The sequence below is a fragment of the Endozoicomonas montiporae CL-33 genome (assembly GCF_001583435.1).
Taxonomy (GTDB): Bacteria; Pseudomonadota; Gammaproteobacteria; order Pseudomonadales; family Endozoicomonadaceae; genus Endozoicomonas_A; species Endozoicomonas_A montiporae.
This window is the reverse complement of sequence record NZ_CP013251.1, coordinates 240621-261017: the sequence shown is the minus strand read 5'-3', so window position 1 is coordinate 261017 and position 20397 is coordinate 240621. Positions and strand designations below refer to the sequence as shown.

Below are 20397 nucleotides of genomic sequence, written 5' to 3'. Positions count from 1 at the left end.
ATGTGTGGAGGTGGCGGTGGCGATGATAAAGTAGTGGTTCAGGAACCAACCCCTTATGAAAAAAAGCTGGTTGAACTGAGCGAAAAACGACTGAAAGAGTATGAAGAACTCTATAAACCCTTTGAAAACGAGAAGATAGCTAGCCCGAATATTTCATAAAAGGAGGCAAGTTCCGCCCAATCACTTGATATAATTGGGTCGACCAAAAGAAAGCTTCGGAAGAAGCAAACCGGAACTTGCCATGCCCAAATCTACACAAGAACAGCTTCGTTTTCATCCCTCAAATGGAAAAACCATCCGGGCAGACTTCAATGGTGGGGAGTTATCTTCTGACTTTGGCACTCTGCTGCTACGGGAAACCATTCTGCAGAGCGGTCTTATCTGCAAAATGACTGATGCCATCAATGACAGACGCCATCAATCCTATATCGACCACTCCCTGAAAGAACTTCTGGTTCAGCGGGTTCTGCAAATGGCCTGCGGCTATGAAGATGCCAACGACAGTAACCGTTTGCGTAAAGACCCTATGTTCAAACTGGCCACTGGTCGCAATCCGTTGGACAGCGATAACCATCTCGCATCAGCGCCCACTTTTACCCGGCTGGGACAATCTATGACCCGCTCCGACATTTACAGGATGGCTGAAGCATTTGTGCATCACTTTATCAGCAGTTACAAGCTGCCACCCCCGGTGATCGTTATCGATCTTGATCATACACCGGCCATTACTCATGGTGGCCAGCAGATGAACCTGTTTAATGCCAAATATCAGGACTACTGCTACTTGCCCCTGATGATTTTTGAGGGACTCAGCGGCAAGCTGATTACGGCGATTCTTCGTCCGGGGAAAACCCCAACGGGCAAGGAAAATGCAGCCATTCTCGAACGGGTCATTCGGCTGCTTCGGAAAAAGTGGCCGAAAACCCATCTACTGGTTCGGGGAGACAGCCACTTCGCTCAACCAGAGTTAATGTGGGTGGTTCAGAATGCCCCTCATTCGGATTATGTCCTGGGCAAAGGTGCAGGCCACAAAACGGCTTTGCGGCCAAAAGCCAAAGAGTTGTTGGATGAAGCGCGTCAAGCTCTGAAGGTCAAGACTGAGCTGGCAAGACTGAACAACATGCCAGAACCTGATCGGCTCAGACTTTACGGGGAAGCAGAATACCAGGCCAAGAGCTGGAAAGGTCTCGATACCCGGATAATTTACAAGGCGGAGGTCAACCAAAAAGGCGACAACCCTCGTTTCATTGTGACGTCGATGAAGGAAGCTTCTCCAGAGGTAATTTATGAAGAGCTTTACTGTCCAAGAGGACAGGATGAGAACTTCATCAAACATCTGAAAAGTGATCTGTCCGGCGACAGATTGTCCGATCAGGGCTTTTTGGCTAACCATTTGAGAATGTTTTATGCCTGTGCCGCTTATGTTTTGCACTATGAGTTAAGAACCAAGACTTTGAAAGGTACGGAGCTGGAAAAAGCGCAGCCATCAACGGTGATCATGAAGCTCTGTAAAGTTGCAGTCAAAGTGGTTGAATATAAAGACCGAATTAAACTTCATCTGCCACGTAGCTGCCCATTCAAGAGGCTTTTGCAGCATGTGACAGAAGTCTTTTACCAGATGCCGATACTTCGACCGGGGTAGCAACTTTCATAATACTCAATCAAGGTACATAGCAACCAGATGAAAGAGCTTTGGGGCTTTCCGTTATCCTGAAATAGCAGGATTCGTTGATTAGCGTCTAATCTGTAAGCAAGTATGGGCTGCAATGTCTTTCACATGGTTAACAGAGCAACAGGCTTGCGGAAAAGTCCAAAATTAAGAGGATGGGATGGTAGTTGCTGCTTGTTTATGAAATATCCGGGCTAGGGCGCAACAGGCGAACTCGGCGCAGAAAAAACAGACCTACACCAACGACATTGCCGCAGGCGCGAAACTGCAAACCGCCACCCCGTCGATACCGCCTGTAGGGGCCGGCAAGTTGCAACGGGCAGAGGAGGTGAACGCAGGCAACAAGGCGACAGGAATAGCGGCGGCAATGGGTTCGCAGGTAGCCGAAGACGACTACAGCAACCGCATGTTGCAGATGGTGGGGCTGGGCAGGAAGCAGGCGGGTGATGCCGTGGGGCAAACCGGAGCGGCTGCCAGCCGTGAAGTGGCTTCGGTAATCGCTGAACAGAATGCGCAAAGTTACGTCAATCAGGCTAAATATGGCATGTACGGAACCATTGCCGGAGCAGGCGCAGGCTGGGCTGCCAATGAGTACGGCTGGCTTGGCAAAGGGAAAGGTTCAACGACAGGGGGAACGACCTAATGTGCTTTGGAGGTGGTGGTGGATCAACCAAAGTGATTCAGGATCATACCGTATCAAGGAAGCAGGCCGCCCTTGCGCAACAACTGGACGACGATTACGTGGCCCGGTTCCTGCCTGTTGAGCGTGAACTGTTGAACTATGCGGAAAACAAAGGGCAGATTACCGCCGAGGCAGAAGCGGCGAAACAGACCGCAGGGAAAGTGTTTGATTCCGGCAATGGCACGGTAGAAAGGTCACTGGCAGGCTTTGGCGCAAGCCTTACCCCGCAGCAGAAAGCCGCTTATGACCAGATGCAGCACATGAACCGCAACGGGGCGCAGATTGTAGCGGCGAACATGGCACGGGAAGCCACAGATGCCCGTCTGGATAAGCTGGGAACCAACCTGATGAACCTTGGCCGGGGGGCGCAGGGTGCGGGGCTGTCGGGCATGAATACGGCGGCGGGGCTGGAAGGCCAGCGCAACCAGGCGGCCATTCAGCAGGCGGCGCAGCAGCAGGCAGCCGGTTACAGTGCGCTGGGAACGGGTATAGGAATCATTGGTTCTATTGCGATGGGGATGTGAGACTGCCCTACTGGTCGGGCAGCCAGTTTTCGCTGGTGATTTGCTCGAATGTCCACGGGCAGGTGTCCGGGTAGGCGGTGTGGTCGAGCTGATGGTTTTCCCGCAGGTATTGGTTCATTTCCCGTATGGCGGCGTGTTTGGCATCGGGGTAGCAGTCCAGCAGGGCATCGTCTTTTTCATGCTTGAGGGACGGGTTTTTACGGATTAACCGGCTAATCGCCAATCGTGCCTGTGAAATGCTGTCGTACCAGCTTCGGAACTCTTTGGGTTCGTAGAGGTTGGGGTTGATGACGTAGGTTTGGTATTGGTATTTGAGCAGGTGCAGCACCAGTATGACCAGATGGGATTCGAGGGTGTTGCGCTCGCTTCGGCCCATATCGTCTACTTCTCCGATCAGGTTATCAAGGTCGAGCCGGTCAAACTGGCGTTTGGTCAGGTACTCTTTTTGTTGTTTTGCCCACTGATGGAAGTCAGTGTGATACAGATTTTTCATACAAATCCCTCCGTTCGCTCTCTACTTTAGACACATTAATGAAAGGAATCAAAAATGAACTACGCAGGCGCAGATGCCTTTGCCAACGGCTTTACCCGTGGGTTCGGGGTGGTGAACTCGGCCATTGACGGATAACAGACGATGTTGTGAAAAACGGCTGTTTCAGTGACGGCCTTATAACTGTGTTCCTGATCAGCATGAAATTTGAAACTGTCGCCTTTTTCCAGACGATGAACCGCATTTCCAACTTGCAGCTCAATGGTTCCTTCGATTACACAACAGTGTTCTATTACCCCGATGGCATGGGGTGATGAGAGCTGGTGGTGAAACTTTGTCAGAGTGATTTCAAACATCTCCATATGAGTGTCATTGCTATAGGGAAAAAGTGTTTTGACCTGCATGGACAAATCATCGGGAAAGGTTGTTTCACTTCTTCTGAGAGACTCTCTGGTTGCAAAGAAAGCAGAGAAAGAGGTTTCAAGACCGCTGGCAATTTTCCAGAGTGTGGCAATGGTCGGGCTGGACTCTTGTCGTTCAATTTGCCCAAGCATCGCTTTGGACACAGCTGTCGCTTCTGCTGTTTTGTCGAGACTCCAGCCTTTGTCTTTTCTGATGGCTTTTAGATGGTTGGCAATTTGAGATCGGAAGTCGTTATGGTGCATGGGTTCTGCTCATGGATTTTGCATCACAGATCAAAGTATAAATGCTTTGTGCGCAATAGCGCACGGTGCTAATCTGTGCCTTGTGCGTCATAGCGCACATTCAAGAATAACAGAATAATCGTCAGGTTTATGTGGGTGAAGTGGTGCACGCGAGCAAAATTCTAAATATACGTTATGCGTCTGCGGGTCTGACAGCGGTTGTCATCGGTTATACCGGCTCAGTCATTATTATTATTCAGGCAGCCATGGCTGCGGGTGCCACAACGGAACAAATCACCAGCTGGTTACTGGCGTTAGGCATTGCCATGGGCGTTACTTCCATTGGTTTTTCACTGCGATACAAGATTCCGGTACTGATGGCCTGGTCTACGCCGGGCGCTGCCATGTTAATAGGCGTAGTGGATCAGTACGACCTTACTGTTTCTATCGGAGCATTTGTTATGACAGGGCTGATGATCGCACTGACCGGATGCTTCAAACCTGTTTCAAGAATGATTCAGTCGATTCCTCAGCCGATGGCGACCGCAATGCTGGCAGCTATTGTCCTGCCTTTTTGTATGAATGCCTTTTTACCGGCAGAGTCTGACTTTCGTATTTTTGTGGTTATGCTTGCAGCCTTTCTACTGGCTAAACGATGGTTGCCAAAATACGTGATGATCTTGCTGCTGTTAGCCGGATTGGGTATCGCCCTGTGGGATGGAGTCTTTGCAGCAAAAAGCCTGAAACTGACACTGGCGACACCGGTTTTGGTTTATCCGGAGTTTACATTATCCGGCTTCATCAACATAAGCATTCCCCTTTATCTGGTCACTATGTTGTCACAGAACCTGCCGGGTATGGCGATGCTAAGGTCTTACAATTATTCGCTGCCATTGCCGCAGATATTGATTGGCTCCGGGGTCACCAATGCAATGCTGGCTCCCATTGGCGGGTTCAGCGTGAATCTGGCCGCTATTTCGGCGGCAGCCTGTATGAATGAAGACGTTGATGCTGATCCATCACTGAGATATCGCTCTACCATCTGGGCTGGTCTGTTTTATCTTCTGGCGGGCGTGTGGGCGACAGCAGTCGTTACTTTGTTTCTTGCACTGCCCGAAGCCATCGGGCAAATGATGGCTGGATTTGCGGTATTGGGTACCCTGTTGATGTGCCTGCAAAATGCTTTCAATGATGCCCGTTACCATGAAGCTGCACTGATTACCTTTCTTGTGACGGTGTCGGGTGTCACATTGTTTGGTATCGGTTCAACCCTCTGGGGGCTGGTTGTCGGAGGTTTGTTTTATCTCAATAAGAAGAAGCATTAACCAGCCATACGCACTGGTAAGGTTTAAGTGTCAGGTCTTCGAATGTTGAACCTGTAAGAAGATCAACGCTCTTTTGGTCTTCTGCAGGTAGCTCAATTTTTTGAAAGACGGCCGTAAGATTGTGAATGGCCAGTACCGAGCGAAAAGAATGCTGATCTGTGCGCCTGAAGGCAAACAGGCCGGTTCCCATTTCTACGACAGTTTGCGTGTTATCAGGATGAAAGCAGGGTTCTTGCTTGCGACGGTTAAGAATGCCGATCAATGCATGGAAAACGTTTGATTGCACAGACATAGGATCGTGATCCAGTTCTGGCAGTAACTCTTCGATAAACCATTTACGCCGGTTGATGGAGCGTGTACGACCCGTACGTTCTACCCCGGCAAGGTCATTGGGTGTTGCCAGCAGGCTATGAATATAAACGGCGGGAATGCCTCTCATCCCCAGCATAATAATCTGTGAACACAGGAATCGCTGAATCTGCCATTGGTCTTCACCCCGTCGTGTACCTTTCAGTGCATCGAACAGTGAAATGTTAATTTCATAGGGTTTTTCTGTCTGGTCGTCGAGTGTGCGGACACTGATGAATCCGCCAAAGCGATGCATGCTGTCAACCAGCTCCTGGGTTTCATTGTCCGGGACGATGCCTTCCAGGGCTCTTAGTCCAATGCCATCGTGTGAGGCTGTGAAATTGAGGACGGTGCAACCCGCCTTATAATCGGGCAGTGATTTTGCCCAGTGCACCAGATATTTCTCTGTGCCCCGATTTAGTGCATGCAAAAGCAAAGGCGGCAACGCGAACTGGTAGACAATATGAGCTTCATCGCCTGTGCCGAAGTAGCTCAGATTTTCTTCGTTGGGAACATTGGTTTCCGTAAGCAGTAATCCACCCGGACGGACCTTGTTCATGATCAGCCTGAGCAACTTCACAATGGCGTGGGTTTCAGGGCGATGAATGCAGCTGGTGCCAATGGTTTTCCATAGATAGGCAATAGCATCAAGGCGGATAACAGACGTGCCTTTGGATAGATAGAACAAGAAAATATCCACCATTTTGATCAGCACTTCCGGGTTGCGGAAATTCAGATCAAGCTGGTCTTCACTGAATGTTCCCCAGATATGGCGAATACCCCGGCGGGTAGTGACAGAAACAAGCAGTGGTGAGTTTCTGGGGCGGGTAACGTCGCTTAAATCTGTGGTCGGATCGACTTCTATAAAGTAGTCCCGGCCCGGCTGTATGCCGCTGAGATAGTCGGCAAACCAGAGACTTTCTCTTGATACATGGTTGATAACCAGATCAGTCATAAGACGAAAGTCGTTTGACAGTGACTGAATATCTTCCCAGGTGCCAAGCTCCGGGTTGACCTCCATAAAGTCGATCACAGAAAAACCGTCATCAGAACTGAAGGGGAAATACGGCAGGATGTGCAGTGTGTTAAACACCCCTTCGGTATGATCCTGAAGAAACTGTTTCAATAGCTGAAGCGGTGGCGTTCTCTGTCTGTCGATCAGGCTGTTGCCATAACTGATAAGAAAAATATCCTGTTCCGACCAGTCATACTGCTCTGTCGTCTTGTGCTGGTAAAGAAAGTGTTCTACCCGCCTGACAACCATACTGGCAAGGTCTTCTGCCTGTTCTCCATAGGGCAGCTGCAGACAGTTCACGATGGCTGCATGAAAATCCTTAAATGCATCCGGATAGCTTTGCATGTCTCTTTTCCTTCTCTGGGTTCTTATTCTGAAAGCAGAAGTTATGCCATCTGACATTGGTTGGCACAGGTCATGCTTTATTAACGATATGAGCTTATTGGGTATGTAATGATGGCGTGAAAGCGGTTTTTACAATTCTTAAATTTAGTAACCGTTTATTACCGGATATTTTTATGCTGAGGAGAGAGTCTATGGAGATTGATGCTAATGATGTTGGATGTTCTAAAAAATTAAACGATCGTACTGATATTGACCATTCTAGCAGAAACTTTGCAGTGAAAATAGAGAGAGACGTTGACTGGAAAGGCTGGAGGTTTTGTGAGTAGCCAGAGTAACCGAAAGCTGATTGTATTTTCTGATCTGGACGGCACATTGCTGGATCACGACAGTTATCGCTGGGACGATGCGATGAATGCTTTGCAGCTGCTTGAAAAACAGAACATTCCAGTGATTTTTAATACCAGTAAAACGCTCCGAGAAGTTCGTGAAATACAGGAAACGACAGGTATACGACATCCATTCATCAGTGAGAATGGAATGGTCACCAGTATTCCGGCGGGCTATTTTCCAGACATAGAAAAAGACACTCATCTGGTACATGGGCTGCCCTACAAAGGTATTCGCAGGTTACTGAATAAATTAAGGCTTGAGTATGGCTTTGAATTTACAGGTTTTGGTGATTGCGACAAATCGACAGTGGCTGAGCTAACAGGATTACTGCCCTTTGAAGCGGCTTATGCCTGTGACCGTAAAGCCAGTGAACCGTTGATATGGCGGGATTCCGATGCGGCCCTGGTGCAGTTTAAGTATTTATTGCAAAAAGAAGGGCTGAATCTGACCCGGGGCGGGCGGTTTTATCATGTTTCAGGCAATGGCAACAAAGGCATGGCGGCCAGAAAACTATTGGAGCGTTTCAGAGCCTGTGATCCGGATTACAGCTGGGTTTCCATCGGCCTTGGTGATGGTTTGAATGATCTGCCAATGCTTGAAGTGGTGGATTATCCGGTGCTGGTGCGTGCGGAACATCATTCGGTACCCGATACCAGTCATCTTTCATCAATTTTTTATACGACAGGAACCGGCCCAAGGGGATGGAATGAAGCCATTACCCGACTTCTGACCAATTGATAACAATAATAAAACAAGCTGCCTTTCAGAGTAGCTATAAAGGGATAAGCATGGGCGACTTTTACCAGAATGGAATCATTACTAACTTTCATAACCTGCGTACTCATACGACGGAGGACATGGAGCAGGAGCTGATGGCATTTGCCAGACAGCGCCCCATGTCGCTGGTATTACCGTCACTGTTTTCCGAGCTGGAAGGGCCAGCGCTTGGCAATATTGTGAAAGAGCTGAGTCAGGTTCGTTACCTTTCAGAGATTGTTATAGGGCTGGATCGGGCTGACCGTAACCAGTTCCGCTATGCCCGTGACTTTTTTGCACAGCTCAATCAGCATCACCGGATTCTCTGGCAGGATGGACCTGCGTTGAGGGAACTGGATCGTATGCTGGACAGCAACGGTCTGGCACCGAGAGAGCCCGGAAAGGGGCGAAATGTCTGGTACTGTTATGGCTATGTACTGGCTTCTGCCAAGGCTGAAGCTGTGGCATTACACGACTGTGATATTTTGACCTACAAACGTGATCTGCTGGCAAAGCTTTTGTACCCGGTGGCTAACCCATCCTTCAGTTATGATTTCTGCAAGGGGTATTACCCACGGGTTTCTGATAACAAATTAAACGGCAGAGTCAGTCGTTTGCTGGTAACACCATTGCTGCGGGCTCTTAAAAAAATTCTGGGGCCAATGGAGTATCTCGAATATCTGGACAGTTTCCGCTATCCGCTGGCGGGTGAGTTTTCCATGCGTACGAGTGTGTTTAATGATATTCGCATTCCCAGCGACTGGGGTCTGGAAATTGGCGTCTTGTCAGAAGTAAAACGGAACTATTCCAGCAAACGTTTATGTCAGGTCGATATTGCCGATAACTATGACCACAAGCATCAGCCATTGTCTGAGCAGGATATTGGTGCCGGTCTTTCGAAGATGAGCCACGACATTATCAAGGCAGTGTTCAGAAAACTGGCGACCAACGGCGTGCAATTCAATACAGAAACATTCCGCACCATTAAAGCAACCTATTACCGGGTTGCGCTGGATTTTATTGAATCTTATTACGACGATGCGGTCATGAATGGTCTTTACGTGGATCGGGACAGTGAAGAACGGGCAGTTGAACTGTTTGCCAGCAATATCATGGAAGCCGGACAGTACTTTCTGGAAAACCCGATGGAGCGACCCTTTATCCCCAGCTGGAATCGTGTGATGTCAGCGGTTCCTGATATTTTGGGAATGCTATACGAAGCGGTTGAGCAGGATAATCAGTGAAAAAAAGCCAAAAAGGTGCTGAACGAGCTTCAGCACCATAATGACTCAACACTGCTTATCAGACAGCAAAGACTTCATCCAGAGTGCTGTAACCCAGCCCGGCTTTTTTGCTCACATGAATCTGCATGGGTATGCGTTCTTTCAATGATTCAACATGAGAAATCACACCCACCATCTTGCCACTGGCATTCAAACTGTCGAGGGCGTTCAGGGCAATTTCCAGGGTTTCCTGATCGAGTGTGCCGAAGCCTTCATCAAGGAACAGGGAGTCGATGCTGGTCTTGTGACTGACGAGATCCGACAGTGCAAGCGCCAGAGCAAGGCTGACGAGAAAGCTTTCCCCGCCGGACAGGGTTTTAATATCCCTCTGCACACCCGCCTGCCAGTCATCGAGAATTTCCAGACTGAGTTCTTCCGACTTTTTCCGGTTCAGCTGATAGCGACCATGAAGTCTTTGTAACTGTTGATTGGCAAGATAAATCAGATGATCCAGCGTCAACCCCTGGGCAAACTTGCGGAACTTGTCGCCTTTGGCAGAACCAATCAGGGTATTGAGGTGATCCCAGATATCAAATTGCTTTTTCCGGGCTGAGATCCGGTCAAACAGTTCAGACTGCTGCTGACGTTTGTTCTGGTCATCGGTCAGTGCCTGTCTGATTTCTCCCTGACGTTGGTTAACCAGTCGTTGTTCGTTGTCTGTATGGTTAATTTTCTCCTGCAATGCTTCAACGGTTTCTTCGGTAAGAGGGGTAGACTGTAACCCGGTGAGTTGCTGTCTGATGAGTTGTTCCCGTTCTTCAGTGCGGGTGATGTCATCCTGAAGTGTTTGTTTTAGCTGTTGCAGGGTTTCACGTTGTTCAGCCGGTAAAATGGCCTGTTGGAATGCCTCGGTGTCGGCAAAAGGGCTGCCCTGCAGTTGTGACTCCCAATGGCTGTTGGCTTGCTCCTGTTCAGTGTGCAGTTTCTGCAATGCCTGCTCCTGCTGCTGTAAGAAACCGGACTGCTCACTGACGACTTTCTGTGCCTGCTGGTGGTTGGTGTCAGCCTGTTTTAATGTCTGCTCGGCTTCTGCGACAGATGTTTGCAGACGTTGTCGTTCATCGTTAACACTAAGATCACCCAGCAGCATGAATCGTTGGTTTTTAAGTTCTTCTTGCTGTTCGGTACGTTGTGTCAGACGTTGTTTCAGTTCGTCCAGTTGTTGCTGGAGGTAATTCTTTTTCTGTTCGTTCAGGGACAGGTCGTTGTCTAATGCTTGTAGCGATTGCTGCAGAGCTTCCGTTTCTTCCTGCATCTTCAGCCATTGAGTGTTCAGGTTCTCCTGACGAGTAAGCCAATGGGCCTGCTCGCTCAGTTCCGGCAATGGCTCGTTCGATAAACCACTCAACGATTCGGCAATCTGCTGTTCCAACTCATTCAGTTCATTTTGCAGGTTGATCTCTTCCTGTTTTCGAAGAGTCAGTGACTGCTGCAATTGCTCCTGCTTCTGGCATTGTAACTCCAGATCGTGTTGAAGTTTGGTACTTTGTCGGTGCTGTTCGGCCAGTGTTTTTTCAAGCTGAGCAAGGTGGTCGTTAAGGTGTTTCAGTTGTCGGGTTTGGGTTTTGAGTCTGCTGCCGTTTTCTCTGGCAGCTTGCAGCCAGTTGGCAATGCCCTCTGTTTGCTGGATATTGAGCTGTTCACCTAATGATGCACAAATTTCTTCCCATCCTGTCAGGCATGTCTTCTGCTGTTGTTTGAGTTCATCAATGCGTTTGCTGCTGGTCTGGCAAAGTGTTTGCAGTTCTGTTTGTCGTGTTTTCTGCTCAGTACCGGTTTTTTCCATCTGGTTAAGCAGTTGTTGCTTTTCATCGACCCTTTGTTGGGTCGTGTTGCTATCTATCTGTTTGTATTCGTCGATGGTTGGATGATCCGTTGATCCACACAAAGGACAGGCTTCGTCTTTTTTTAGGCGGTTTCTATGTTCTGTCAGGCTGGCAATCTTTTGTTCCTGCAACAGCAGGGTTTCCAGATCTTTCAGGTGCTGCTTTTCCTGTCGGTATTGATTCCGATTAGCCTCTAACTGTTCGTTGAGCGGTTCAAGCGCCTGCTGATTCTTGGTTAAAAACGCCTCTTCAGTCAGTAATGTCTGAGACGTTTCACGATAAAGCTGTTCTGTATTTTTTATGTCGAGATACAGTGGAGCCATAGCATCGAAACGTTCTTCCTGCTCCAACAGTTGTTGTTCATCGTTATGATTCAGCAGTTCAGTTTTCTTATTCATTGCCTCCTGCAATGCGACAGTCGCCTGTTCACTGTCGTGCAGGCTCTTTTGCACCATGCTCTGGCTTTGCTGAATCACCTGCTGCAAGTCAGTCAGGGTTTTGCTCTGTTGGTTGAGGTCGGTTTGAAGCTGCTGTTGTTGCTGGCTGAGTGCCTGCCGACGATCAAACTGGGCGCGCCAGAGTGGGATTTTTCCGGCAAGGTGCTGGTGTTGTGGGTTGTTGTTCAGGTATTGGGTGGTGGAAGACAGTTTTTGTATAGATGTCTGTCGTTGTAGTTGCAGTGAATCAATGGTCTGATGTTGCTCTGACTGCTCTTTGCCCAGTGCAGTTTCCTGCTGACTGTCTGAAGTTATTTCTTCCTGAAGACGTTGAATCTGTTGATCAAGGGGAACAACCTGTTCATTGATCAGGGTTTCCGTTTCGTTTTTTTGCAGCTTAACCTTTTCAAGATTCTCCTGCGCAGAGCTGGCTTCTGAGCGAATCGTTATAAGCTTGTCGTTTGCTTGCTTTATGATGTCCTGAAGTTGCTGATATTTTTCTTCAGTCTGCTTAACACTGGTTTGAATGGACTGTAGCTGATCGAAAGCGGGTTTTATGTCCAGAGCCGGTAGCGAATGGTCAAGCCGTTCAAGCTGATCGGCCTGAGCCGCTTTACTGTCTACTGCATTTTGTTTGAGTTGCTTGGCTTGTTCGAGATCAGAGGTCAGTTTGTTGACCTGTTGCAGCCATTCAAACTGTTCCTTGAGCACTTTTTGCTGTTTTTCGGTTTCGCTGGCCTGTTCGGATAAAGTGCCCTGCTCTTTCCTGAGCTGTTCAATCACATCGTCATCGAGCAACTGAACGCCTTTGGACTCTGCTTCTAACAGTTCAAGGGTCTGCTTTTCCTGACGCATTCGCTCAAACACCCTCCGGGAAATTTCACCATAGATTTCAGTGCCGGTCAGTTCTTCCAGCAGTTCTGCCCGATCATTGGCCGAGGCTTCGAGAAACGCAGCGAAGCCGCCCTGTGCCAGCATCATCGATTTGGTAAAACGGGCAAAGTCCAGACCGGTAATTGTGCTGACCCTGTTCAACTTGTCGTTGATTTTGTTGGTGATGATGGTGCCATCCAGCTTTGCCAGCTCGACCTGCGGGCTTTGCAGTTTGCCTTCGGCTTTACCCCGCGCGCGGCGCTGGGACCAGAATGCCCGATAACCCTCACCTTTCACTTCAAACTCTACTTCTGCCAGTGACTCTGCGGTATGGCGGGTCATGAGTTCATTACTGTTCTGGGAAATGGTATTCAGCCGGGGTGTCTGGTGATACAGGGCCAGGCAGATAGCATCCAGCAGCGTGGTTTTACCTGCGCCGGTTGGGCCGGTGATGGCAAACAGACCATTGTCGGTGAAATCGGAGTTTGTGAAATCAATTTTCCACTCCCCTTTCAGAGAATTAATGTTCTTCAGTCGTAAACTCAGAATTTTCATTGGACAACTTCCTGTTTGCTTTTCGATTTATCCTGACTTTGTTCATCGTCGTGTATTTCGGAAAGCACTTCATGAAAGGCATTGGTTAATGCCTGTACTTTGTCGTCTTTAAGAGGTTCGTCAATAAGTCTTTTGCTGAATACTTCCGATACATCCAGCTCTTCCAGTGTTTCGTTGGCTTCCCTTGTCAGGCTGGCTGAAGAGTCCTGTCGTTGTCGTCTGATTCTGAGCACTTCTACAGGAAGATCCGTCACCATATCCTGAACAGGGCCCTGAATATCGCTCAGGTAATCGTCGCTGGCGACGACGATATCCAGCCAGAGATTGAGTTCTGAGTCCGTATCGATTTGATTAATTTGATCCTCTATCTCCTGAAGAGAACCTTTAATGTTCAGCAACGTGCGAAAAGCAGGCACCGGAACCTCTGTAATCTCAGGTTTTGAGCTGTCTGTGAAGGTGACGACAATGACCTGTTTAGTGGTGGCGGTTTCATCAAAACTCAGCGGGATGGGTGACCCGGAATAACGAATATGATCCTGACCGGCTACGGTTTGCGGTTTATGCAGATGCCCCAGTGCAATGTAGTCGGCGGGCGGGAAACCACTGGCAGGAAAGGCGTGCAGGGTGCCGATATAAATTTCACGAACAGACTCTGATAGTTGACCATTGACGGTGGTCAGGTGTCCGGTAGCCACAACAGGCAGGTTATGTTCTTTTGCTTTGCTGAATGCGGTTTGATAATGACTGGCTATGGCGTTTTGCAGAGCCTGCTTCTTGTCCGGGTCACTGTCTCCTGACTGGCTCTCCAGTACATCGCGCGGGCGGATAAAGGGGATGGCGCACAGGGCAACGGAAGGTTCATTATCGGCATTGTTTAACAGGACAACTTCGTCGTCAGGTGTTTCAGACACGCCTCCAACCACTGTGGTATTCAGCAGCGCCAGTAATTCACGGGATTCATTCAGGGTCGATACCGAATCATGGTTCCCCCCAACGATAATCAACTGCTGGCAACAGGTTTGCTGCAAGTTAACAATAAACTGGTTGTACAGGCTGCGGGCATAGCTGGGCGGGGTTCCGGTATCAAACACATCGCCGGCAATGATCACGGCATCAATGGCTTGATCATTAACCGTTGCCAAAAGCCAGTTCAGAAAAGCTTCGTGTTCTGCTTCCCTGCTTTTGCCCATGAAGTGCTGACCCAGGTGCCAGTCGGAGGTATGAAGAATGCGCATGGTCTGTTGTTGGTACTGTTCAGTTATTACAGGGTAGAGAGTACAGCAGATTTATCCTGATTGGGCAGGCTGGTATTAAAAGATTTCAAACAGGGTCAGTGCCACCATCCTGCAGGCCAGAAGAGTGACGATCCAGCGGAATATGACTTTAAAGTTAATCTCGGGAATGTGTGGTCTTATTCGTGTGCCAAACCAGGAACCCAATACAACGCTGATGCTCATCAGCAGCATGAGAGGCAGCCACTTCATGAAATCGAAGCCAAGGGCGGTAAAGGCAGATACTTTCAGTAAATGAGAGGTACTCATAAACGCCGCAAAGGTGGCGACCAGAGTGTCACGTTTGAAACTTTCTCTGGACAAAAAAGCGGCAAGCAGTGGCCCGGCTGCACCACCCAGTGTACTCATAAGGGAATGAATGATGCCAAAGGAAAAGAATCTGGCCGGAAGCTTCTGAAGCGGCGGAATGGGAGCCCAGACAATAGTAAGAATAAACAGCCCCAGTATCAGAGGGATGTAATCCATATTAATGCTCAATACAAATTGCGAAGCCAGCACTGAGCCCACAATGGCTCCGGGCAAAAAGCGGCTGAGGTAATCCCAGCGAATAAACTGTCGCCCAAACAGTGCACGACTGGCGTTACTGGATAGCTGTACCATACCGTGTACAGGAATAATGGCGGTTGCAGGTATCGCGCCAGGCATCAGACTGATCAGCATAAGGCCGCCACCCACGCCAAATACCGCAGTAAGAGAAGAGGTAAAAAACGAGGCAAACACTAACCATAGTTCGGGGGGGGATAGCTCGGGAATAGATAGCTCGGGAATAGAAAGTTCAGGCATAGCTCGGCCTTTGTCGTTTCATGGTTCTGATTGGCCGATACTGCAGGTGGCTCTTGTCTGGAGTGTCTGGTGTTGCACTCAGGTTCGTCATGGTAGCGCTTTCACAGGCAGTGATGCAAAGCCGACACAAAAAGCGGCTTAAAGCTCCAGCGTGAACTATACCTTCCAGAAAGCGGGAACTTAGCCAGTAAGTATTGATCTGTGTTGTACGTAGAATGTTCCAAAGCTGGTGATGTAGCCGGTTACATCAAGGTGTAAATGTCATGAGACAACGTCTCCGGGACAGCCTGAGCAATAATAATTTTCAAACAAACCGTTCAAGATCGGAAGGTGATGATATGCGTTTAATTCCTGTTTCCAGTAAAGACGACGTCGGCAAGTGGGCTGCCAAACATATTGTGGACAGAATTAATGCATTCGAGCCGACCGCTGATCGCCCTTTCGTGCTCGGATTGCCGACAGGTGGAACGCCACTCAACACTTATAAAAAACTGATTCAAATGCATCAGGCTGGCAAGGTCAGCTTCCGGCATGTGGTGACCTTCAATATGGATGAGTATGTGGGTATTCCTGCTGATTATCCGGAGTCTTATCGCAGTTTTATGTTCAGGAATTTCTTTGAGCACATTGATATTCCGCTGGAAAACATCAACCTGCTGGATGGTAATCCTGAAGATCTCGAGGCTGAATGTCTGCGTTATGAGCAGAAGATCAAAGCCCTTGGTGGAATTGAACTCTTTATGGGTGGTGTTGGTCATGATGGGCATATTGCTTTCAATGAACCGGGTTCGTCACTGGCCTCACGCACCCGCATCAAAACACTGACCGATAAAACCCGTCAGGCCAACTCCCGTTTCTTTAATGGTGATATGAATCAGGTACCGAAATTAGCGTTGACCATTGGTGTCGGAACATTGATGGATGCCCGTGAAGTGATGATTCTGGTGACCGGATCAGAAAAAGCACAGGCCCTGAAAGCAGCCGTTGAAGGTGCTGTTAATCATCTTTGGACGGTCTCTGCCTTGCAAATGCACCCAAAAGCCATGATTGTCTGTGATGATGATGCAACTATGGAGCTCAGGGTGAAAACCCTGAGGTATTTTGCCGAACTGGAGGCGGAAAATATCCGGAATTTGTAGCTTTATCACTTAGCAGCCAAGGGCTTTGTTGATGACACCTGTGTATGCAAAACCCAGCCAGAACGTCGTGAAGGCTGGTGCAAATAGTGATATGCCCAAAGGAATAGAGGCAAAACACAGCAGTACTCCAGCCAGAGAAGCCGCTCCGCCCAGCACAGATATTTTTCCACAGTGCCGTTCCATAAAGCATGGTTGTTCCGGCTTTTTGGCTTTTGCTGGCTTATGATTTGTGCCATCAGGTTGGTGAGTAGTAGTTCGCGGGGCATAGGTACGGTTGGAACGATAAAAAGCCTGCTGCTCATTAGAAGAGCTTCCACTAGCTGTGCCTTGGGTGCGTCGGCCTCGAAAATGGTGGTCATTGAATTGCCCTGTGGACGGTATACCATTCATGGCAGAAATCCTTTTCTTTAACATCTACCTGTTTAGACGCACCATGACGGCAAAAGTTCCCCCGGGTGAAGGTGCTGATCAGTACAGCACCCGGCAACGAATGGTGCCTTCTATCTCTCTCAGCTTCTCCAGAGCTATTTCGCTACGTTCCGCATCCACGTCAATGACCACGTAACCCACCTGATCATTGGTTTGCAGATACTGACCGCTGATGTTGATGTTGTTGTCGGAGAAAATCTGGTTGACCGAACCCAGTACACCGGGAATGTTTTTGTGAATGTGCAGCAAGCGGTGTTTGCCTGTGTGGGTCGGCAAAGACACTTCAGGGAAGTTAACAGACGACAGTGTTGTACCAATGTCACTGTATTTGATGAACTTATCCACCACTTCACCACCAATGTTTTCTTGGGCTTCCTGAGTACTGCCACCAATGTGCGGAGTCAGGATGACGTTGTTCATGCCGCGCAGCTGACTGATGAACTCGTCGTTGTTAGAGCGGGGTTCTTCAGGAAATACGTCGATGGCAGCCCCCAGCAGTTTGCCGGTTTCAAGAGCGGTAGCTAGCGCTTCAATATCAACCACGGTGCCTCTGGAGGCGTTGATCAGAACACTGCCGTCTTTCATGGCCGCAAACTGTTCTGCACCCAGCATCCACTTGGTTGCAGGGGTTTCCGGCACATGCAGACTGACAACGTCTGACATAGCCAACAGCTGGTTCAGGTCAGAGACCGGCTTGGCATTACCCATTGGCAGTTTGGTGACGGTGTCGTAAAAATAGACGTCCATGCCCAGAGATTCGGCAAGAATACTCAACTGACTGCCAATGTTGCCATAGCCGACAATGCCCAGCTTTTTACTCCGGCTTTCATAAGAATTTGCTGCACTTTTCAGCCAGCCACCCTGATGTGCCAGAGCATTTTTTTCCGGAATTCCACGCAGTAGTAAAATGGCTTCTGCCAACACCAGCTCGGCCACCGAGCGAGTGTTGGAATAAGGCGCATTAAACACAGGGATACCGCGAATGGTGGCGGCATTCAGGTCAACCTGGTTGGTTCCGATGCAGAAGCAGCCAACAGCAATCAGTTTTTTGGCAGCTTCAAAAATATCGTCAGTCAGCTGGGTGCGTGAGCGAATACCGATGAAGTGGGCATCTGCCACCCGTGACTTCAGCTCTTCTGTTGGCAATGATTTGGTGACATAGTTTATGTTGCTGTAGCCCGCAGCTTTCAGGGCTTCTACGGCTGAGGGATGTACACCTTCCAGCAGAAGGAATTTAATCTTGCTCTTGTCCAGAGATGTGGATGACATATCGTTCGCTCAGTTGTTTTTTTCTATAGCTCCGGTCACACAGACGTTGTTTTTTTAATGAGGGGCTGTGTATCCGGTTCAGGCTGTTCTGTTTATGGACGCTCTATTTCAGGACGCTCTGGTTTAGGACGCTCTGGTTTAGGACAGAGTAGCCGGAGTCCGTACCAGCTGCCTGTTTGGGCTGAAAATGATACCACAGCGACAGCTGGAAGCTGGTTTTTTTGCATCAGATTTTAGTGATTAGCTGTCGCGCTGTGGTTCTGCTACTTATGAAGGGTTAAACCTGTGGTCAGGAAAGGTTAACATACCCCGCAGGGGTTAGATGCCAATACTGGACAAAGTGGTTATCACCTGCCTGATGGCTTGAGATATAGCGGGATGAGCTTCGCTGAAGCGTATGGCCTCCTGTTCCAGTTGTTCGTTGTACTCCTGCAGTGGGATTTCCCCCTCTGCCTGTGCCAGTGCCAACTGGATTTCGTCGGTGATCTGTTTCAGGGAGCCAGCTGTGCAATCATCAACAGGCTGACCTTCCAGCAAGTCGTGCAGATCCTGGATATTGAGATGGAGTTCTTCTGACATGGCACTCTCCTTCGGCTTGGAAGCCTGATGGATTGATTCATAACCGATGTGTATCCTTTTTTGGCCACTGGCTGCCGGGAACGTATCGGCCACATTACAATGATAAGATAAAAAGGAAGCCTAGATGAAGTACAGGCACCGCTGGCTTAGTGGCGACCGTATTAACCTGCCAACAGGAAAAATAGTCTGTGTCGGTAGAAACTATGCCGAACACGTTGAAGAATTAAACAATCCTCTTCCGGATGACCCGGTGTTGTTTATTAAACCGGTCAGTTCTGCCGTGCATCTGGAGCTGCCCTTCAAAATTCCGCAGGATCGTGGCGACGTTCATTTTGAAACAGAAATTGCCCTGCTGATTGATAAGCCATTGTGCAATGCCAGTGAGCACGAAGCCACCAGTGCCATTAAAGCACTGGGACTGGCTCTGGATCTGACACTGAGGGATCTGCAGTCAAAAATGAAAAGTAAAGGGTTGCCATGGGAAATTGCCAAAGCGTTTGACGGCAGCTGCCCGATTTCATCCTTTGTTGCAAAAGAACATTTACCCAATCTGGATAGCATCGAGTTCAGTTTGAAGGTCAATGGAGAAGTGCGGCAGCAGGACACCAGTGCCCATATGCTGACGTCTATTCCGGGGCTGTTGAGTTTTATCAGCCGTCATTTCACTCTGGAACCCGGAGACATTGTCCTTTCCGGAACACCTAAGGGTGTTGCGCCTTTGTATGCGGGTGATCAGCTGGAGTTGACGATAAAAAATGTTTTCTCTATCGAAACAACCTGCAAGGCTTTCTAAAGATCTTATTCATACGCTAGATATTTAATTATATAGCTTCAGAAAGGATGATCTGGTGTCAGAAACATTACCTACTTTTAAGCTCCATATTCTGGTTGCAGAGGACAACAAGGTAAACCAGATGGTCGTTGGGGCTTTGTTGAAAAAACTGGGCTGCTCAACAACCATCGTAGAGAACGGTAAAGAAGCCGTGCTGAAGTTAGAGCAGGAATCGTTTGATCTGGTATTAATGGATTGCATTATGCCGGTTATGGATGGCTTTGACGCGACCAGGGCTGTGAGAACGTCAGGGCTTGCTCACCACCAGATTCCTATCATTGCCTTTACCGCGAATACCAAGGATGAAGACCAACAGACCTGCCGTCAGGCAGGCATGGATGATTTTATAGACAAGCCTGTTACGGTTGAGAAGATGACCGGGTTGTTGCAGCGCTGGTATGACAAGCTCAGCGGTTAATTCGCTGGGTACTGCCAGAGCCATCAATGGCAACAAATACCATTGAGGTTTCCGTCAGTTTCTTTTGTGATCCGGGATCAATGCTGTCGTTTTCTATCCAGGCTTCTACCACAACCCTGATGGATGTTTTCCCTACTTCTGTTACCCGGGTGTAGAGACCGAGAATGTCACCGACCTGAACCGGGCGCATAAAGCTCATGGAGCCAATGCTGACGGTAACAACCCGACCTTTGGCCACTTTTCTGGCCTGAATCTCTCCGGCCTGATCAACGTTCATGGCAACCCAGCCAGCAAATACATCACCGGTATGATTGGTGGATTGGTTGTCTGCCAGTACCTTCAGGGTCAACTCGCCTTCTGGCACCGGAATTGTGTCACTCACAAGATTCATTCGTTCTCTCCCGGTTTTTCTTATTTTGCTGCGGGTTCAGCATGCACTGGTTTAGTGCTGCACTTGTTTAATACTGCTCTTATTCAATGTTGAAGCGGCCCCG

The 20397-nt window shown here is 48.8% G+C and carries 21 protein-coding genes; 11 read left to right on the top strand and 10 right to left on the bottom strand.

Features of this window, described 5'->3' with window-relative positions; genetic code table 11:
- The 4 genes from EZMO1_RS26440 (at position 1) to EZMO1_RS01210 (ending at position 2875) form a co-directional block, all read left to right on the top strand.
- Entirely contained in the window at positions 1-159 is a 159-nt protein-coding gene (locus tag EZMO1_RS26440) for a hypothetical protein (protein ID WP_160174122.1), read from the top strand.
- 82 nt (positions 160-241) lie between these two features.
- Complete coding sequence (locus tag EZMO1_RS01220) at positions 242-1642, top strand: IS1380 family transposase (RefSeq protein ID WP_034873155.1); 1401 nt, start codon at positions 242-244, stop codon at positions 1640-1642.
- A gap of 337 nt (positions 1643-1979) precedes the next feature.
- A complete protein-coding gene (locus tag EZMO1_RS01215) occupies positions 1980-2312 on the top strand; it encodes a hypothetical protein (RefSeq protein ID WP_145912429.1) in 333 nt (110 codons plus the stop codon).
- Positions 2312-2875, top strand: a complete 564-nt coding sequence (locus EZMO1_RS01210) for a hypothetical protein (RefSeq protein WP_034879191.1) — start codon at positions 2312-2314, stop codon at positions 2873-2875. The genes EZMO1_RS01215 and EZMO1_RS01210 overlap by 1 nt, the downstream gene beginning before the upstream one ends.
- A gap of 7 nt (positions 2876-2882) precedes the next feature.
- On the opposite strand, the gene EZMO1_RS01205 is transcribed toward EZMO1_RS01210, so the two are convergent.
- Complete coding sequence (locus tag EZMO1_RS01205; RefSeq protein ID WP_034879190.1) at positions 2883-3368, bottom strand: DUF29 domain-containing protein; 486 nt, start codon at positions 3366-3368, stop codon at positions 2883-2885.
- A gap of 59 nt (positions 3369-3427) precedes the next feature.
- Positions 3428-4030 carry a helix-turn-helix domain-containing protein gene (locus EZMO1_RS01200; RefSeq protein WP_082212337.1) on the bottom strand — a complete coding sequence of 201 codons (603 nt, stop codon included), beginning with the start codon at positions 4028-4030 and terminating at the stop codon, positions 3428-3430.
- Between the two features lie 143 nt (positions 4031-4173).
- On the opposite strand from EZMO1_RS01200, the gene EZMO1_RS01195 reads away from it, so the two are divergent.
- A complete protein-coding gene (locus EZMO1_RS01195; protein WP_222842171.1) occupies positions 4174-5334 on the top strand; it encodes a benzoate/H(+) symporter BenE family transporter in 1161 nt (386 codons plus the stop codon).
- Here EZMO1_RS01195 and EZMO1_RS01190 read toward each other — a convergent pair.
- The gene (locus tag EZMO1_RS01190; protein ID WP_034879188.1) at positions 5315-7042 is read right to left on the bottom strand and encodes an alpha-amylase family glycosyl hydrolase; all 1728 of its coding nucleotides are present in this window, start codon (positions 7040-7042) and stop codon (positions 5315-5317) included. The two genes, EZMO1_RS01195 and EZMO1_RS01190, sit on opposite strands and share 20 nt — an antisense overlap.
- Before the next feature lie 191 nt (positions 7043-7233).
- On the opposite strand from EZMO1_RS01190, the gene EZMO1_RS27725 reads away from it, so the two are divergent.
- From EZMO1_RS27725 to EZMO1_RS01180, 3 genes are read left to right on the top strand one after another with little or no spacing between them, the layout of a single operon-like run.
- Positions 7234-7368 (top strand): hypothetical protein, encoded by a 135-nt coding sequence (locus tag EZMO1_RS27725; protein WP_275934925.1) that lies wholly within the window; start codon positions 7234-7236, stop codon positions 7366-7368.
- The gene (locus EZMO1_RS01185; RefSeq protein WP_034879187.1) at positions 7361-8170 is read left to right on the top strand and encodes an HAD-IIB family hydrolase; all 810 of its coding nucleotides are present in this window, start codon (positions 7361-7363) and stop codon (positions 8168-8170) included. The genes EZMO1_RS27725 and EZMO1_RS01185 overlap by 8 nt, the downstream gene beginning before the upstream one ends.
- 50 nt (positions 8171-8220) lie before the next feature.
- Positions 8221-9432 carry a glycosyltransferase family protein gene (locus EZMO1_RS01180; protein ID WP_034879186.1) on the top strand — a complete coding sequence of 404 codons (1212 nt, stop codon included), beginning with the start codon at positions 8221-8223 and terminating at the stop codon, positions 9430-9432.
- Between the two features lie 58 nt (positions 9433-9490).
- Here the strand turns inward: EZMO1_RS01180 and EZMO1_RS01175 are convergent, their stop codons facing one another.
- The 3 genes from EZMO1_RS01175 to EZMO1_RS01165 form a co-directional block, all read right to left on the bottom strand.
- On the bottom strand, positions 9491-13162 hold the full coding sequence (locus tag EZMO1_RS01175) for an SbcC/MukB-like Walker B domain-containing protein (RefSeq protein WP_034879184.1): 3672 nt from the start codon (positions 13160-13162) through the stop codon (positions 9491-9493).
- On the bottom strand, positions 13159-14397 hold the full coding sequence (gene sbcD / locus EZMO1_RS01170; RefSeq protein WP_034879183.1) for an exonuclease subunit SbcD: 1239 nt from the start codon (positions 14395-14397) through the stop codon (positions 13159-13161). Before sbcD ends, EZMO1_RS01175 begins: the two co-directional genes overlap by 4 nt.
- Positions 14398-14472: 75 nt before the next feature.
- On the bottom strand, positions 14473-15237 hold the full coding sequence (locus EZMO1_RS01165; RefSeq protein ID WP_034879181.1) for a sulfite exporter TauE/SafE family protein: 765 nt from the start codon (positions 15235-15237) through the stop codon (positions 14473-14475).
- Positions 15238-15500: 263 nt separating this feature from the next.
- Between EZMO1_RS01165 and nagB the strand changes: the two genes are divergently transcribed.
- Positions 15501-16376, top strand: a complete 876-nt coding sequence (gene nagB / locus EZMO1_RS01160) for a glucosamine-6-phosphate deaminase (RefSeq protein WP_236632087.1) — start codon at positions 15501-15503, stop codon at positions 16374-16376.
- Positions 16377-16385: 9 nt separating this feature from the next.
- Here nagB and EZMO1_RS01155 read toward each other — a convergent pair whose 3' ends face one another.
- From EZMO1_RS01155 to EZMO1_RS01145, 3 genes are all read right to left on the bottom strand, one after another.
- On the bottom strand, positions 16386-16766 hold the full coding sequence (locus EZMO1_RS01155) for a hypothetical protein (protein ID WP_145912428.1): 381 nt from the start codon (positions 16764-16766) through the stop codon (positions 16386-16388).
- Positions 16767-16844: 78 nt separating this feature from the next.
- Positions 16845-18074, bottom strand: a complete 1230-nt coding sequence (serA, locus tag EZMO1_RS01150; protein WP_034879179.1) for a phosphoglycerate dehydrogenase — start codon at positions 18072-18074, stop codon at positions 16845-16847.
- A 318-nt stretch (positions 18075-18392) separates the two neighbouring features.
- Positions 18393-18653 carry a DUF4404 family protein gene (locus tag EZMO1_RS01145; protein ID WP_034879178.1) on the bottom strand — a complete coding sequence of 87 codons (261 nt, stop codon included), beginning with the start codon at positions 18651-18653 and terminating at the stop codon, positions 18393-18395.
- A 124-nt stretch (positions 18654-18777) separates the two neighbouring features.
- Here EZMO1_RS01145 and EZMO1_RS01140 point away from each other — a divergent pair, with 124 nt between their 5' ends.
- Both EZMO1_RS01140 and EZMO1_RS01135 read left to right on the top strand, forming a co-directional pair.
- Positions 18778-19446, top strand: a complete 669-nt coding sequence (locus EZMO1_RS01140) for a fumarylacetoacetate hydrolase family protein (RefSeq protein ID WP_034879176.1) — start codon at positions 18778-18780, stop codon at positions 19444-19446.
- 55 nt (positions 19447-19501) lie between these two features.
- The gene (locus EZMO1_RS01135; RefSeq protein ID WP_034879175.1) at positions 19502-19903 is read left to right on the top strand and encodes a response regulator; all 402 of its coding nucleotides are present in this window, start codon (positions 19502-19504) and stop codon (positions 19901-19903) included.
- Here the strand turns inward: EZMO1_RS01135 and EZMO1_RS01130 are convergent.
- The gene (locus EZMO1_RS01130) at positions 19893-20294 is read right to left on the bottom strand and encodes an acyl-CoA thioesterase (protein WP_034879174.1); all 402 of its coding nucleotides are present in this window, start codon (positions 20292-20294) and stop codon (positions 19893-19895) included. The genes EZMO1_RS01135 and EZMO1_RS01130 overlap by 11 nt on opposite strands.
- Between the last annotated feature and the right edge of the window lie 103 nt (positions 20295-20397).